Raw genomic sequence first — 15196 nt, forward strand, 5'->3', positions numbered from 1 at the left:
TACCCGTTGGGAACAGCCCCGTTTTGCTTGACTTTCGGACCCTCAGCCGCAAAAGGCACGCCACGGACGCGGCCTGGTCGGCGGCGTCTTCATTGTTTTAGCAAAAGGTCCAAGCCCCATGAAGGCGCTGATGAAGACCACCAAGTCGGCCAAGCCGGCGGAGGTCGAACGCAAGTGGCATCTGGTCGATGCCGATGGGCTGGTGGTTGGGCGCGTCGCCACGATCATCGCCAACATCCTGCGCGGCAAACACAAGCCGAGCTTTACCCCGCACGTCGATTGCGGCGACCATGTCGTCGTCATCAACGCGGACAAGGTGCGCTTCACCGGCCGCAAGGCGCAGCAGAAGCTGTATTACAAGCACACCGGCTATGCCGGCGGCCTCAAGGAAGTGCGCGCCGACAAGGTGCTCGAGGGGCGCTTCCCCGAGCGGGTGCTGGAAAAGGCCGTCGAGCGGATGATCCCGCGCGGACCGCTCGGCCGCGAGCAGATGCGGCACCTTCACCTCTACAACGGCACGGAGCACCCGCACGAGGGCCAAAGCCCCAATGTGCTCGACGTCGCCTCCATGAACCGCAAGAACAAGGTGGGCGCATAAGATGGCCGACAAGAAGTCCCTCTCCGACCTGGGCGAGCTGACCAACCAGGCCCCCGCCCAGCCCGCGCCGGCCCCGGTCGCCGCCGAGGCTCCGGCCACCGCGGAAGCTTCGGTCGAGGAGCCTGCCGCTCCGGTCCAGCCGCCGCAGCCGGAAGCTCCACTGCGTGAGCAGCAGCTCGACAAATACGGTCGCGCCTATGCCACCGGTCGCCGCAAGGACGCGGTTGCGCGCGTTTGGCTGAAGCCCGGCTCGGGCAAGATCGAGGTCAACGGCCGCGATCAGACCGTTTATTTCGCGCGTCCGACGCAACGCCTCGTGATCAACCAGCCGTTCGGGATCACCGACCGCGCCGGTCAGTATGACGTGGTTGCGACGGTGAAGGGCGGCGGCCTGTCCGGTCAGGCGGGCGCGGTGCTGCACGGCATTGCCCAGGCGCTGAGCCGGTTCGAGCCGGCGCTTCGCACCACGGTAAAGCGCGCCGGTTTCCTGACCCGCGACCCGCGCGTCGTGGAGCGCAAGAAGTACGGCCGGGCCAAGGCTCGCCGCAGCTTCCAGTTCTCGAAGCGCTAAGGCCGAACTTCCGCCCTGCTCACAGCGGGGCCAGGTTCAAGCGAACGGCGGTCCTCGACGGGCCGCCGTTTTCTTTTGTGCGTCGCGGATTACAACTCTCTGGATGAGCGATACCCAACAGGATCAGCATCCCGCCACCCGCCTCATCACCGCCGGGCGCCGCAAGGAGTGGCTTGGAGGATTGGTCAACGTGCCGCCAGGGCGGACCTCGACCGTGTTGTTCGGCTCTGTCGCCGAGATGCGCGCCGCCTACCCTCCTCGGGATGGTACGCTGAACTACGGGCGCAACGGAACGGCGGTGCACTGGTCGCTGGCCGAGGCGCTGACGGCGATGGAGCCGGGCGCGGCGGGCACCCGGCTTTTTCCATCCGGCGCGAATGCTGTCGCGATCGCGCTGATGTCGGTGCTGCAGCCGGGCGACGAGTTGCTGATGGTCGACAGCGCCTATGGTCCGACCCGCGCCTTCTGCGACGGGGCGCTGAAGCGGCTGGGGATCACGACCCGCTATTATGACCCATTGCTCAAGGCCGAGCAGGTCGACGCGCTCGTCGGCCCATCGACGCGGGCGATATTCATGGAAAGCCCGGGATCACTGACATTCGAGGTGCAGGACGTGTCGGGGATCTGCGCAGTGGCGAAAGCACGGGGATTGACCAGCCTGCTCGACAACAGCTGGGCCACCTCTTTCTACTTTCAGGCCATCGCCGCCGGCGTGGACCTGAGCATCGTCGCCTGCACCAAATATGTCGCGGGCCATTCCGACGCGATGATCGGAGCGGTAACGGCGAGCCCAGGGACCTGGACCGAATTGGACCGGACGGCGCGCCTGTTCGGGAATGCGGTCGGGCCCGAGGAAGTGTTTCTTTGCGCTCGCGGGCTTAGAACGCTGGATGTGCGATTGGCCCGGCATCGGGACGCGGCCCTGGAAGTGGCGCACTGGCTGGCCGACCACCCAAAGGTGGCCGAAGTGCTGCACCCCGCCCTCCCCTCGTGTCCCGGCCATGACTATTGGCGTCGCGACTTCGGCGGAAGCACGGGGCTCTTTTCGATGGTGTTGCAGGGCGGAAGCGAAGCCGACCGGGACACCCTGATAGAACGGCTCTCCCTGTTCGGGATCGGCTTCAGCTGGGGCGGATTCGAGAGCCTCGCGATTCCGGTCGACCTCCAGCCCGTTCGCACGGCCGCGAAACGGGAGTGGGCCGGTCCGCTGGTCCGTCTTCACATCGGCCTTGAGGATACGCGCGACCTGATCGAGGATCTCCGCCAGGCGCTCGAAAGCTATCCTGGCTGACCTCGCCTTTGGTCCGGGTCCGGGCGGTCGCCGGAACCCGTATGAAGAACGTGCGCTGTGGAAAAGGCCACGCGGACTGTCGCCCATGAGGACCGAGATGAGGGTTGCGTTTACCAGGTCGCTGAGCCGGCGGCTCGCCGAGTGCGAATTGACCCATCTCGACCGCGATCAGATCGATCTGGAGAAAGCGAGCCGACAGCACGCCGCCTATGAGCGGGCGCTCGCCGAGGCGGGGTTGCAGGTCGTTCGCCTTCCCGAACTGCCGGATCAACCCGACAGCGTGTTCGTCGAAGACACCGCGATCATGCTGGGCGAGCATGCGGTCATTACCCGACCCGGCGCCCCCTCCCGGCGCAGGGAAGCCGACAGCACGGCAGCCGCACTGGCGGAACATTTCACGATCCATCGGTTGACCCGCGGCAAGCTGGACGGCGGCGATGTGCTCCGGATCGGGCGCCGTCTTTACGTCGGCCAATCGCAGCGGACGGATTGTTCGGGGATCGTTGCGCTCGCCAACATCGCCGCGCGGCTGGATTTCGAGGTGATCGAAGTGCCGCACGAGCGCTGTCTTCATCTGAAGACTGGCGCGACCTTCGTCGGTCGGGACGAGGCGGGACGAGCGACGTTGCTGATCAATCCGGACTGGATCAGTCCCTCCCATTTCCGCGATGTGGCGCTGCTCCCTTCGCATCCGGCGGAGCCGTTCGGCGCCAACGCCCTGCGTGCCGGCGAGCGGCTGCTTTATCCGGTCGCTTATCCGCGAACGGCCGAACGGCTCCGCGCGTTGGGGTTCGACGTCGAGGAAGTCGACATTGGCGAGATCGAAAAAGCCGAGGCCGGCCTGACCTGCATGAGCCTGATTGCCGAACCGATTGAGTAGGCCGCGCGCCGACAGGCATTGCAATAGTCTCGATAGGTAAGTCTAATCTCTACAGCGGGTGTGCTGCGGGGTAGCTATGCGTTATTCAGGTCTGGCGATTGGTCTGGTGGTGGTGGTGATGGCAGCGCCGGTCCATGCGCAAACTACCAAGGGCAGCTTCGCCGGAACAATTGAGCCTGCGCCGGGCATCAGCCTGCGGCTGGCGCTTCACCTTTCCGATGCGCTGGAAGGCAGTGAGCTGGTCGGCACGTTGGACAGCCTGGATCAAGGTGCGCGCGGGATCGCGATCAGCGGCATTGTTGCCGAGGGTGGAGCCTTGCGGTTCGCGGTTCCAGCCGTGGGCGGAAATTATGAGGGCCAGTGGGACGGCGCGCGAGGCGCCTGGGTCGGCACCTGGTCGCAGGGCGGAGCAGGCTTGCCCCTGGTCTGGACGCCCAGCGCCGCCCCGACGCGGCCGTTGCTGAAGGCCACAGCAGGGTGGAAAATCCCCGAGTCTGCCGGACTGATCGACCCACTCGTCGCCTCCAGTCCGGTGATGGCGATCGCCGTCGGAACGGTCAGCGAGACCCGCATCCAGACGACGGTGCGTGGTGGCACAAGTCAGCCGGCAAGCGCCGCGACACGGTTCGAAATCGGTTCGCTGACCAAGCTGTTCACCGACCTTTTGCTGGCGGACATGGTCGTTCGAGGCGAAGTGAAGCTGTCTGATCCGGTGCGCAATCTGCTCCCTACGGGCGTCTTGGCAGACGGCGGCAATCGGCCGATCACCCTGGCCGATCTGGCAACCCACTATTCCGGCCTTCCGCGCCTTCCTGCCAATCTTGCTCCGGCCGATCCGACCGACCCGTACGCCGACTATGACGAAGCCAAGCTATACGCTTTTCTGCGGGGGTGGAGGCCGGACCGGAAGCCCGGTGCAATGTTCGAGTACAGCAACCTGGGCGTCGGACTGCTGGGGCACGCCCTCGCCCGTCACGCAGGCCAACCATATGAACAATTAATCAAGGAACGGGTCCTTCGTCCGCTTGGAATGAACGACACAGATTTCAGCGATCGCAACCTTGCCACCCCTCGCGGCTCCACCGATGCGGCAGTCAAGCCGTGGGCGATGTCCAGCTTGGCCGCGGCCGGCGGACTGCGCTCAACGATCGGCGACATGACGCGATTTGCCGCTGCCCTGCTAAATCCTCCGAAGTCGCTTCGACCCGCCGTCAGGATTATGCTCGACTATCCTGCCCGCCCCGCCGGCGGATCGAACAGCATTTCTCTGGGATTGTTGAGCGTCCCGACCACGGTCGGTCCTGTGCTGAATCATGACGGCGGGACTGGCGGCATGCGCTCCAGCCTTTATCTCGATACCGCACGGCAGCGGGGTGTCGTGGTGCTTGCCAATCGGGTCGCTGGTCGCAGCCCGGGATCGATCGCTATAGAATTGTTGGCGGGGGTGAAGCCGGAGCCCGCGGCCGCGGCGCCACGCTAATCCGCCAGTACGGGGGGTCCGGAAGCAGCGGGAGCCTTGCGCATCAACAGCAAGAGCGGAAGCGCGGCGAAGGTCAGGATCATCATCAGCTTGAAGTCGTCGAGATAGGCGATGAAAAGCGCCTGTCGGTTGATCTCCGCATTGATGATCTGAAGCACGACATCACCCTGTTGGCCGATCCGTTCGAGCAAGGTCGGGTCCATGGCCGGGATGTCGTTGCGAGTGATGTGACTGGCCATGTCGGCATGAGCGATCTGCGTGTTGCGGACCAGCTGCGAGCCGACCAATGCGATGCCGACCGAGCCGCCGATGTTGCGCGCAAGATTAAGCAGGCTGGCAGCATTGGTCCGCATGGCCGGTAGCAAGGTCGCAAAGGCGAGGCTCTGCATGGTGACGAAAATGAGCCCGAGGCCGAGGCCCTGGATCAGCCCGCTCCAAATGACTGGACCGGCGGGTTGATCCAGCGCGAAGCCCGTCATCATCCACAGACTGCCGCCCATCAGGCTGATGCCGATGGCGACCAGCAGGCGCATGTCGACTTTTCCGATCAGCTTGCCGGCGACGAGCATGGAGATGAGCGTCCCGACGCCACGGGGCGCCGTCAACATACCCGATTGCAGCACCGAATAGCCGTACAATCGCTGGAGCAGCGGCGGCAGCAGGGCAAGTCCGGCGAGGAGAAGAACGCCGGTGACGGCCATGAACAGCAGACCAGTCGCGAAGTTGCGGTCGGCGAACATCGCCTTAACGAAGATCGGGTTGCGGGACGTCAGCGTGTGGATGATGAACATCCAGAAAAAGGCGATCGCAGCCCCGGCCTCGATGATCACCTCCCAGCTTTCCAGCCAGTCCTGGCTCTCACCCCGATCCAGGAACATCTGCAGGGACCCGAGCGCCAGCGCGATCAGCAGGAAGCCGACCATGTCGAATGGGCGGCGCTTGACCTCGTCTTCCGGCATGACCCGCCAGATCATGAACGCGGCAAGGACGCCGACCGGCAGATTGACCAGAAAAACCCAGCGCCAGTCGAAGCTGTCGGTGAGCCAGCCGCCCAGAACGGGGCCAAGGATCGGGCCGATCATGATCCCGCCGCCGAACAGCGCCATCGCCTGGCCATGCTTTTCTTGCGGGTTGATGTCGAACAGCGTGGCCTGTGCCAGCGGCACGAGAAAGGCACCGCTGATCCCCTGCAGGATTCGGAACAGGACCATCTCGGGCAGCGAGGTCGCGATCGCGCACAGGATGGAAGCAACTGTAAACCCGACCACCGCGATCAGCATCAACCGCTTGCGTCCGACCCGGTCGGCCAGCCACCCGCTGATGGGAATGGCGATCGCGCTGGCCACGATGTAGCTGGTGAGGACCCAGTTGATGCTGTCCTGCGTCGCCCCGAGGCTCGCCTGCATGTGCGGCAATGCGACATTGGCGATGGTGGTGTCGAGCACCTGCATGAGCACCGCCAGCATGACGGCGACCGTGACGAGCAGACGCTCGCCCGACGGCAGCGGGTGCGACGCGGCTTGCACGGGGCCTTAGTCCTTCAGATCGACCGTTACGGTGGCCGACAGGCCCGCGATCATCGGCCGGGCCGGCCTTTGGTCAAAGCGGATCCGGACGGGCACGCGCTGCGTCACCTTGACCCAGTTGCCGTTGGCGTTCTGGGCCGGGATGATCGCGAATTCGCTGCCGGTACCGGCGCCGATGCTCTGGATGCGGCCAGTAAAGGTCTCGCCGGGGTAGGCGTCGATCTCGATCTTCGCCTGCTGGCCCGGAACCATGCGCGCCAAGTCCTTTTCCTTGAAGTTGGCTTCCACCCAAGCGTCATTGCCGGCAACGAGCGACAGCATGCCGATGCCGGGCACGACCTGCTGCCCGACAAGCAGGCGGTCGGCGTTGGCGATGACTCCGGCAGCCGGCGCCCTGACCTCGGTGCGGGCCAGGTCGAGCCGCGCCTTGGCAATGGCGGCGCGGGCGGCCGCTTCGCTGGGCTGTTCGCCGGTCGGCGCGATCGCGGCTTGTGCGTTGGCCGCCTGCGCACGGGCTTCCGCCAAACGGGTGCGGGCGGCGGTAACCTCCGCCAGCGCGGCGTCGTAGTCCACCCGGGTGGTGAAGCCGCGCTTCAGCAATTCGGTCTGACGGTCCAGGGCGCGCTGGGAAATGGTCAACTGGCCCTGCGCGCCGACAATATCGGCCGATGTCCCCGCCGCCTGGGTGACGACTTGGGTTTCCTGCAGCCGCGCCGCGGCCAACTGCGCCTCAGCCTGCGCCAGTGCGACCTGATAGGGCGCGGGATCGATACGGAAGAGCAATTGGCCGGCCCGCACCCGGTCGCCGTCTTTGACGAACACCTCGGAGATCGGACCGCTGACCTGCGCGCCGACCGCGGTGATATCCTGCTTCACGGCGGCATTGTCGGTCTCGACCTCGTTCTGGCCGGAAAGATAATACCAGCCGCCCGCGCCGAGCAGCAGAAGCGGAACGACCCACATCAGCAGGATGCGCTTCCAGCCTGGCCTGGACGACTGAGTGACCGGGAGTTCCTCGCCGACCATCGGTTCGCTGCTGATCTTGTTCATGCCGACGCCCTGTTCCTTTGCTCCCCGGCGAGGTTGGCGCGAATGCGCGCAAGCGCTTGCCGGACGGATTCGATCTGGTTCGACCCGAGTCCTGCAAACGCCTGCGCGCTCATCTCATCGGCGAGCAGATGAAGTCGTTCGAGCAGCGGCTCGGCCTTGGGGGTGTTGAACAATTGCCAGGCGCGGCGATCACCGGGATCGCGGCGACGCTCCACGAGTTCGGCGTCAGCCAGCCGATCGACGATGCGGCACAAGGTGATCGGTTCGATGTCCATGCGGTCGGCAAGATCGACCTGCCGCTGCCCGGGCACTCGGCCGAGATGCGCCAACACCCGCCATTGCGCGCGAGTTACGCCTAATTCGGCCGCGCGCCGATCGAAGGCGCGCCGAAGCAGATGCGACGTCTCGCCAATGTCCCACGCCAGCTGTTCCATGGCATGGCCATATAATAAGCGTGCTTACTAATGCAATGGCATGCATCTTCGTCAATGGTGCGGAGCAAGTGCGCGGCTCAGCATACGAATATGCTGCGCGCCGCGTCCGTGGTCGCTCATCCCGTCCCGCGCGACGGAGCGGATGTCGACGATGCTGCCGCCGGATCGACCCGGCTTTGCGCGGATGGCAATGTCGTCCGCGAAACCCAGGAAGCGCGATCGTGCCGTGGCCTCTAGAGTTCCTCGGGCTCGATCGGTGCGCGCGATCGTCCAGCCGCGGCTTCTGGCAATGGCGTCGGCCCGACCGATCGCTTCCCCCGGCTCCCAGTCGACGGAGATGGGGCGCAGGTCCGGATAGGCTTCCGCATGCACGGCCTTCCACCGCTCGACCGGGGTAAGTGCCGCATAGCCGGGCCGGTCGTGCAGCGGTACGCCCGACAGGAGGTCGCGGCGAATGGGCAAGGCCAAAAATGCCGGCGGGTCGTCGAGATTGGTGGTGACGTCATGCAATGCGGGATGACGGTCCCAACGCATCTTCTCGCCCGCAAGGAAGCCGGCGACCGCAAGGCCGAGGAGGAACGCGATCACCGCCACCATCTGGCCCTCGCGGCGGCGGAAGCGAGCGAATAATCCGACAGCCAGCGCCGCCAACGCTAACCCGAAGCACCAAGGCAAGAGCGCGAGAGCCGTCGCGGCACTCCACCACCCGCGAATGCTCCCGATCGAAAGCAGCCAGGTACTCAGCGCCGATGCGATGGCAAGGATCAGTGCCAGATGCGCGAAACTGGCGCCGTGCCTCAGGGCCTTGCGTGCCATGTCGTCCTCCCCCCCGGAACTCGAATGTTCTGCCGCGAACCCATGGAGCCCGCAACAGGGGTTGCCAGCGCTCCGCCCTTGCCGCATCGGGCTTTCTTTAATGACCAGCACTGACGCCATTCCCGGCATTCTCAACCAACTCGGCGATATCTTCGACGAGTCGGCCGCCAACCTCCGACGTGCCCTGATCGCGTATGTGACCAAGGGCATCCGTCCCGACGCCGAAGCGCGGGCCGCGGGCGCGTTCGCCTATCCAGAGCTGAGGATCGCCTACGATCCGGACCTGCCGCCGCCGGTCCCGGCCCGAGCCTTTGCGCGGCTGAACCAGGCCGGCATCTACACCGCCTCGATTGCCCGACCGCAGCTGTTCCGGGAATATCTGACGACGCAGCTCGAACATCTGCTGCGCGATTATCAGGTCGAGATCAGTGTCGGGCGATCGGCGAGCGAAATCCCCTACCCTTATGTGCTCGACGGGTCGGAAGACCTCCAGCTCAACGGTATCGCCTCGGCCGAGCTTGGACGCTGGTTTCCGACGACCGAGCTGGTTCATATCGGCGACGAGATCGCCGACGGGTCATGGGATTTCGCCCAGCACAGCGCGCGTCCGCTGGCCCTGTTCGATGCGCCCCGGACCGACTTCAGCCTGGCACGCCTCCGGCACTATACCGGCACTCCGCCAGCCCACTTCCAGCGGTTCATCCTGTTCACCAACTACGTGCGCTATGTCGATGAGTTTGTGCGCTTTTCCGCCGATGCCCTGCGCAGGCCCGACACCCCCTACCAAGGCTTGTCAGTGCCGGGGGGCCGTTATGATCGCGGCATGCTGGAGAATGCTGAGGCGGAGATCGCGGCGGGGTCGTGGCGGCGCTACCAGATGCCCGCCTATCACCTGATCGGACCGAACGGCGACGACGGGATCAGCCTGGTGAACATCGGCGTCGGCCCGTCAAACGCCAAGACGATCTGCGACCATATCGCCGTGCTGCGCCCTGAGGCATGGCTGATGATCGGACATTGCGGCGGGCTTCGTCCAAGCCAGTCGATCGGTGATTATGTGCTCGCCCACGCCTACCTGCGGGACGACCATGTGCTGGACGACGTCTTGCCGGTCGAGATTCCCATTCCCGCCATTGCCGAGGTGCAGACCGCGCTGTTCAATGCGGCGTCGAAGGTCACCGGAGAGGACGAAGATCAGCTCAAGACCCGCCTTCGGACCGGCACGGTCGTCACGACGGACGACCGCAACTGGGAGCTGCGCTACACCCAGTCGGCGCTGCGCTTCAACCAGAGCCGCGCGGTCGCCATCGACATGGAGAGCGCCACCGTCGCCGCCCAGGGCTACCGCTTCCGCGTGCCCTACGGCACCCTGTTGTGCGTGTCGGACAAGCCGCTGCATGGCGAACTGAAACTGCCGGGACAAGCCAACGCCTTCTACGAGCGGGCCATCAGCCAGCATCTGCGGATCGGGATCGAGACGCTGGGGCTGCTGCGTGAGGAAGGCGACGCGCTTCACAGCCGCAAGCTCAGGAGCTTCGACGAGCCGCCGTTCCGTTGATTCTGCTTGCGCGCTAGTGGCACGGGGTTATTTCACTTCCCGCACTCGCCCCGGCGCCGGTAACTTCGGATTTCGCGCCAGCCACGCTTCGAGCGCATCCAGATCAAGCCCCGCATCAAAGCTGTCCCTGCCCTGCGCCAGCATGGAAAACCCGTCGCCGCCGCTCGCCAGGAAGTTGTTCACCGTCACGCGATAATTTTCTTCATTACGGATGGGTCGGCCGTTCAGAGTCATCGACTGGATCCGCTGCCCTTTGCGAAAGCGCAGGTCGTACGAGAAGGCGAACCCCGCGGAAGGCACGAGCAGCGAGTTCACCTTCGTCGCGCCGGGCACCTCTTCGAACTGCTGTTCCAGCAATTCCTTCAGCTGCATGCCGGTCAGCGTCTTCACCACCAGATTGTTGCCGAATGGTTGAAGCGCAAAGATGTCGCCGTAGGTGACCGTGCCATCGGCCTGCGGCTTGAGGTCGGTCCTGACCCCGCTGGCATTGATGAACGCGATCTGCGCGCCGCCTCGCTCCGCGGGCCGGGTCCAGGCAAGCTGGGCATCCGCAACCAGCGCTGCAGCCGCCGATTCGCCGTCGTCCGCATCCTTGAGCGCTGGACCGGGCAGGCGCCCAACCGTTCGCCGAGCCGCCGGCCGGGCCGCATCGACATAACGCTGGACCAGGCCGGCCACCTGCGGGTCGGCGGCTCCGTCCACCGGGACGTTGGCCGCCGAGCGGCTCAGCAGGCGGCGGGTACGAGGATCGAAGGACAGGCGGATGTCGCTTATGAGATAGCCGTTCTTGCCCGCGCTCGTCAGCAGTCGCCGGGCGCCGCCCCGCTCCACTTCGCACGCGTAGCTGTTATGCGTGTGGCCAGAGACGACCACTCCGATCTCCGGATGCAGGCGGTCCAGGATCGGCAGAATGTCGCCGGACAGGCCTTCGCAGCCGGTTTCGCGATACACGTCCTTCACCCGTCCGCCCTGATGGATGAGCAGCACGATCGCATCGACGCCGGCCGACTTCAGCGTCGGCACCAGCGCGTTGGCGGTATCGGCCTCGTCGGCGAAGCGGAGGCCGGCGACACCCGCGGGCGTGACCAGCGTCTGGGTCTCTTTCAGGGTCATGCCGATGAAGCCGACCCGGACCGGGCCCAGCTGCTTGATTGAAGTGCCTGGGAACAGGCTGGTGCCGCGATCGGTCAGCACATTGGCGGCCAGGTAGGAAAAACCGGCGCCGCGGAAGGGTTCGAGCCGGCAGGGCGTGCGGCTGCTATGCTTGTCGCAGCCGCCGCGCTGCATGCGGAGAAGCTCGGCGCTGCCCTTGTCGAATTCATGGTTTCCGACAGCCGCAATTTCCAATCCGGCGGCGGTCAGCGAGGCGATCGCCGGTTCGTCGAGAAAGTAGGCGCTGGCGAGCGGCGTCGCGCCGATCAGGTCGCCGGCCGCGACGGTGACGCTGGCCTTCCCCGCGCGCAGCCGCTGCAAGGTTCCGGCCAAGGCCGCCGCGCCGCCGAACCGGCCCTCCACCTTGCTGCCGTCCGGCTGAATCACAGCAACGGGAGCCGCCGGGGCCTCAAGGTTGCCGTGGAAGTCATTGAGCCCGAGGATCTGGACTTCGACCGGCTGGACCGGGGTCGGCGGAGTGCGGACGGTGGCGCAAGCGGACAGCAGCAGGGCGGGCAGCAGGAATGCAACGCGGTTCAAGAGGGGACCCTTCGACAAGCTTTGGCAGAGCGCTTAGGTGCTTGCCCATGAACGATGACGAACTGATTGCAAGAGCGCGCGCAGCGGCGCTCAAGGCCTATGCGCCCTACTCGCGTTTTCATGTGGGATGCGCAATCGAGAGTGTGGATGGCGAGGTGGTTACCGGCGCGAACATGGAGAACGCCTGTTATCGGCTTGGCATCTGCGCGGAGCAAAGCGCGCTGACCGCGGCGCAACACGCATTCGGGCTCCAAAAGGTGGTCAGGATCGCCGTCGCCGGCGGGGGGATCGGTCCTGACGGCCTGACGGGTGAGCAGTCGGTCACCCCGTGCGGCGGATGCCGGCAGGCGATACTCGAAGCTGCCCACCTGTCCGGCAACGACATTGAGATCCTGTGCGCTAGCGGGGACGGTCATGAGGTCGAGCAGCACCGGATTGGCAATCTCCTTCCCTGCGGATTCGGCCCGGACAATCTGAAGGACGCCGAGTAGGCAATTTTTCACTCCGTCGCCCTGGACCCTTCTCATGTCCGAAGCGGCCGATACCTATCCCAGCCTTAGCAGCGCGCTCAGTGGCCGATTCCGCGGCCACGCCGATCGTAATTGGGAGGAATGGCACGCGCACTACTACTACCCGACCGCCGCGTGCATTCCGGACGCAGCCGACAAGGTCCTGCTCGGGCGGCAAGAGGAGCACAGCTATCGCGGCATCGGGACGAAGACGGCATTAAGGCACCTGATCGTGGGGAAAGCCGACCAGGCCTGCCTCGACGAAATCGGCCAATTGCACGGCCTTGAGCGCCTGGAACTCGAATATCCATTTGTCGCAGCGGACTTGTCGCCGTTGCTGAACCTGCGCTCCTTGCGATTCCTGAGCATTGATTCCCCGCGCAAGCTGGGCGACTTCTCGCCCTTGCTCGACCTTCCGGCGCTCGGCACCCTGCTCATTGCGAACGCCAAGCGAATGTCCAACCTAGAGTGGCTGAGCGACGCTCGGCGGCTCGAAGTGATCGGCATCGAAGGCGGCATGGACAGCACGTACACGATCCCGAGCCTCGAGCCCTTGCGCGGCCTTCCCGCGCTTCAGGCGCTGCTGACCACATCCACCAGGCTCGAGGAGAAATGCCTCATGCCACTGGCAGAGTGCCCGGCGTTGAGGTTCATCGGCACTGCGCGATTTGCGCCGAGGGAGGAGTTCGAGCGACTGCATCGGGCCCGTCCCGACATCGTCTGCGACTGGTTCCGGCCGCGGCTGTGGGAGCTGACCTCTCGCCGCGGGAGGAAAAGCGGTCAGTCCTGACGCCACCGCCCGCCGGTCGCGTCCAGGATCACCTGCGCTGTCTCGCCCGGCTGATCCCACATGGGAAAATGACCGCTGCCCTTGAACCAGTGAAGCGTTGAGGATGGAAACGCCGCCTGCGCCCGCTTGGCCTGCACGGGGATGCATAGTCGGTCCTGCCTGCCCCAGCCGATAACCACTGTGCCAGTGCTCGCCGCCGCCGGACCTTTCTGCTCCGGCCCATTGGCGAGGTCGGCCACCAGGGCGTCGAAGTTGGGGGTAGAGGTAAAGCTCCGCAGCTCGTTCGCGACCAATTTGGGATCAAGCGCCCACGGCCGCGCCGACAATTGCGCAAGCAGCGCTGTCCTCGATACCGGGTTGCCTGCAAGTGCTGGAAGGCTCCGCCCAGCCAGCCGCAGCAGGTTGACGGATGCCGAGATTGTCGCGCTGAAGAAGGTCCGCTCCCAGCCCCGCCAGAAGCCGCCCGGATCGAGCGCCACGACCGCACCCGATTCGCCCGTCCGAGCCATCTCCAGCACCAGCCGCCCCCCCAGCGAGCTGCCCACCATGTCCACGCCGATGATCCCTTGCGTCTCCAGGAACTCGCGCAGGCTTCGCGCCAGCCCGGCAAAGGTGCCACTGTCCGCTTCCGGCGGAGTGGCGCCGTGTCCTGGCAAGTCCACCAGGATCAGTTCCCGCCTTGGCGCCAGCGACCGGATGATCGGTGACCAAGCCTGACGGGAACTGCCGAGCCCATGGATCAGCAGCAGCTTCGGGCCCGAGCCCTCGGTTGAGAATGACAGCATGGAAGCGCAACGAGCTCGCCTGCCATTCGGGCCCACTAGGGAACAGACGCGCCTCGCGTTCGCTCATTCGCCACAAGGAGAAACCTCATGTTGCGACGGCTATTGTTTACGGTTGGCATCGGCTGGCTGATGCGACGCCTGACCGGACGGCGCGGCTCGGGCCGCCGCTGGTAACAGCGCTCAGGCCAACTTGATCTCGCGCAGTCGCTCCATCAGGTAATCGTGACTGCTGATCGGCGGCCACTTCGGCTCAACGCCCGGCGGCACCGTGCCCGGCAGCGCTTCGATGACGAAGTCGGGCCGGAAGTGGAGAAAGAAGGGCATCGAATAACGCGCCTTGCTCGCCCGGTCGAGCGCCGGGTTAACCACCCGGTGCGAGGTCGAGCGCAGCTTGCCGTTGGTCAGGCGCTGCAGCATGTCGCCGATGTTGATCACCAGTTCGCCAGGCTTGGGTGAAACCGGGATCCAGCGGCCGTCCTTCGTAAGCAGCTCCAGCCCCGCCTCTTCGGCCCCGAGCAGCAGAGTGATGGTGTTGATGTCCTCATGCGCCCCGGCCCGGATATGTTCGCCGGTCGGTTCCGTTTGCGGCGGGTAGTGAAGCAGCCGCATCACGCTGTTCCCGTCCCGCACGGTGTCGGCGAAATAGTCCTCGTCGACGCCGAGGTAGCGAGCGATCGCGGAGAGGATCTTGAGCCCGGTTCGGTCGAAGGTGTCGTAGAGTTCGAGGAAGGTCTCCTTGAAGCCCGGCACCTCCTCGGGCCACACGTTGGGGGACATGACGTCGGTGAACTTGTGCCCCTCCGGCAGTTCGCGGCCGACGTGCCAGAATTCCTTGAGGTCGTGCGCCTTGTGGCCCTTGGCGGTCTCGATCCCGAACGGCGTGTAACCACGCGCGCCGCCCTGCCCGAGGGCGTACTTCCGCTTGGCCTCGTCCGGCAGCGCGAAGAACGCCCTCGCCTTTTCTTCGGCACGGTGGATCAGATCTTCGGGGATGCCGTGATCGGCAATCACGGCAAAGCCATATTCCTCGAAACTCCGGCCAAGCTTCGTCGCAAAGGCATCGCGGTCACGGTCGGCCTCGGCGAGAGATACCGAGGCGATGTTATCGGGGGTAAGCAGATCGGTGGTCATGCGGGCGCCTCTACTCCGCTGCACGATGGGTCGCAATTGTTTGAGATCATACACGCCGTCACTCCCGCGAAGGCGGGAGTCCATC

15 protein-coding genes are annotated in these 15196 nt (G+C 65.3%); 8 read left to right on the top strand and 7 right to left on the bottom strand.

Annotation, left to right across the window (positions count from 1 at the left end; translation table 11 throughout):
- The first annotated feature begins 118 nt into the window (after positions 1–118).
- From rplM to AC4GYS_RS10255, 5 genes are all read left to right on the top strand, one after another.
- Positions 119–598, top strand: a complete 480-nt coding sequence (gene rplM, locus AC4GYS_RS10235; protein ID WP_491108973.1) for a 50S ribosomal protein L13 — start codon at positions 119–121, stop codon at positions 596–598.
- Between the two features lies 1 nt (position 599).
- The gene (gene rpsI / locus AC4GYS_RS10240) at positions 600–1169 is read left to right on the top strand and encodes a 30S ribosomal protein S9 (RefSeq protein ID WP_491108974.1); all 570 of its coding nucleotides are present in this window, start codon (positions 600–602) and stop codon (positions 1167–1169) included.
- A gap of 103 nt (positions 1170–1272) precedes the next feature.
- Entirely contained in the window at positions 1273–2460 is a 1188-nt protein-coding gene (gene metC, locus AC4GYS_RS10245) for a cystathionine beta-lyase (protein WP_491108975.1), read from the top strand.
- A 97-nt stretch (positions 2461–2557) separates the two neighbouring features.
- Entirely contained in the window at positions 2558–3340 is a 783-nt protein-coding gene (locus AC4GYS_RS10250; RefSeq protein WP_491108976.1) for a dimethylarginine dimethylaminohydrolase family protein, read from the top strand.
- A 76-nt stretch (positions 3341–3416) separates the two neighbouring features.
- The gene (locus tag AC4GYS_RS10255) at positions 3417–4820 is read left to right on the top strand and encodes a serine hydrolase domain-containing protein (RefSeq protein ID WP_491108977.1); all 1404 of its coding nucleotides are present in this window, start codon (positions 3417–3419) and stop codon (positions 4818–4820) included.
- Here the strand turns inward: AC4GYS_RS10255 and AC4GYS_RS10260 are convergent.
- The 4 genes from AC4GYS_RS10260 to AC4GYS_RS10275 are packed head-to-tail and all read right to left on the bottom strand — an operon-like array spanning position 4817 to position 8646.
- Positions 4817–6346 (bottom strand): DHA2 family efflux MFS transporter permease subunit, encoded by a 1530-nt coding sequence (locus AC4GYS_RS10260; RefSeq protein WP_491108978.1) that lies wholly within the window; start codon positions 6344–6346, stop codon positions 4817–4819. The genes AC4GYS_RS10255 and AC4GYS_RS10260 overlap by 4 nt on opposite strands.
- A 6-nt stretch (positions 6347–6352) precedes the next feature.
- A complete protein-coding gene (locus AC4GYS_RS10265; protein WP_491108979.1) occupies positions 6353–7396 on the bottom strand; it encodes an HlyD family secretion protein in 1044 nt (347 codons plus the stop codon).
- Entirely contained in the window at positions 7393–7830 is a 438-nt protein-coding gene (locus tag AC4GYS_RS10270) for a MarR family winged helix-turn-helix transcriptional regulator (protein WP_491108980.1), read from the bottom strand. Before AC4GYS_RS10270 ends, AC4GYS_RS10265 begins: the two co-directional genes overlap by 4 nt.
- A 51-nt stretch (positions 7831–7881) precedes the next feature.
- Positions 7882–8646, bottom strand: a complete 765-nt coding sequence (locus tag AC4GYS_RS10275; protein ID WP_491108981.1) for a DUF1499 domain-containing protein — start codon at positions 8644–8646, stop codon at positions 7882–7884.
- Positions 8647–8746: 100 nt separating this feature from the next.
- Here AC4GYS_RS10275 and AC4GYS_RS10280 point away from each other — a divergent pair, with 100 nt between their 5' ends.
- The gene (locus AC4GYS_RS10280; protein ID WP_491108982.1) at positions 8747–10204 is read left to right on the top strand and encodes an AMP nucleosidase; all 1458 of its coding nucleotides are present in this window, start codon (positions 8747–8749) and stop codon (positions 10202–10204) included.
- 27 nt (positions 10205–10231) lie between these two features.
- On the opposite strand, the gene AC4GYS_RS10285 is transcribed toward AC4GYS_RS10280, so the two are convergent.
- Positions 10232–11896 carry a bifunctional metallophosphatase/5'-nucleotidase gene (locus AC4GYS_RS10285; RefSeq protein WP_491108983.1) on the bottom strand — a complete coding sequence of 555 codons (1665 nt, stop codon included), beginning with the start codon at positions 11894–11896 and terminating at the stop codon, positions 10232–10234.
- 47 nt (positions 11897–11943) lie between these two features.
- On the opposite strand from AC4GYS_RS10285, the gene AC4GYS_RS10290 reads away from it, so the two are divergent.
- Positions 11944–12387 carry a cytidine deaminase gene (locus AC4GYS_RS10290; protein ID WP_491108984.1) on the top strand — a complete coding sequence of 148 codons (444 nt, stop codon included), beginning with the start codon at positions 11944–11946 and terminating at the stop codon, positions 12385–12387.
- A gap of 34 nt (positions 12388–12421) precedes the next feature.
- Positions 12422–13195, top strand: a complete 774-nt coding sequence (locus AC4GYS_RS10295; protein WP_491108985.1) for a hypothetical protein — start codon at positions 12422–12424, stop codon at positions 13193–13195.
- Here the strand turns inward: AC4GYS_RS10295 and AC4GYS_RS10300 are convergent.
- Positions 13186–13980, bottom strand: a complete 795-nt coding sequence (locus AC4GYS_RS10300) for an alpha/beta fold hydrolase (RefSeq protein WP_491108986.1) — start codon at positions 13978–13980, stop codon at positions 13186–13188. The genes AC4GYS_RS10295 and AC4GYS_RS10300 overlap by 10 nt on opposite strands.
- A gap of 180 nt (positions 13981–14160) precedes the next feature.
- Positions 14161–15111: an isopenicillin N synthase family dioxygenase gene (locus AC4GYS_RS10305; protein ID WP_491108987.1), complete on the bottom strand. Its 951-nt coding sequence runs from the start codon at positions 15109–15111 to the stop codon at positions 14161–14163.
- Positions 15112–15196 lie beyond the last annotated feature (85 nt).

The organism is Sphingomonas sp. SP1 (genome assembly GCF_058313395.1).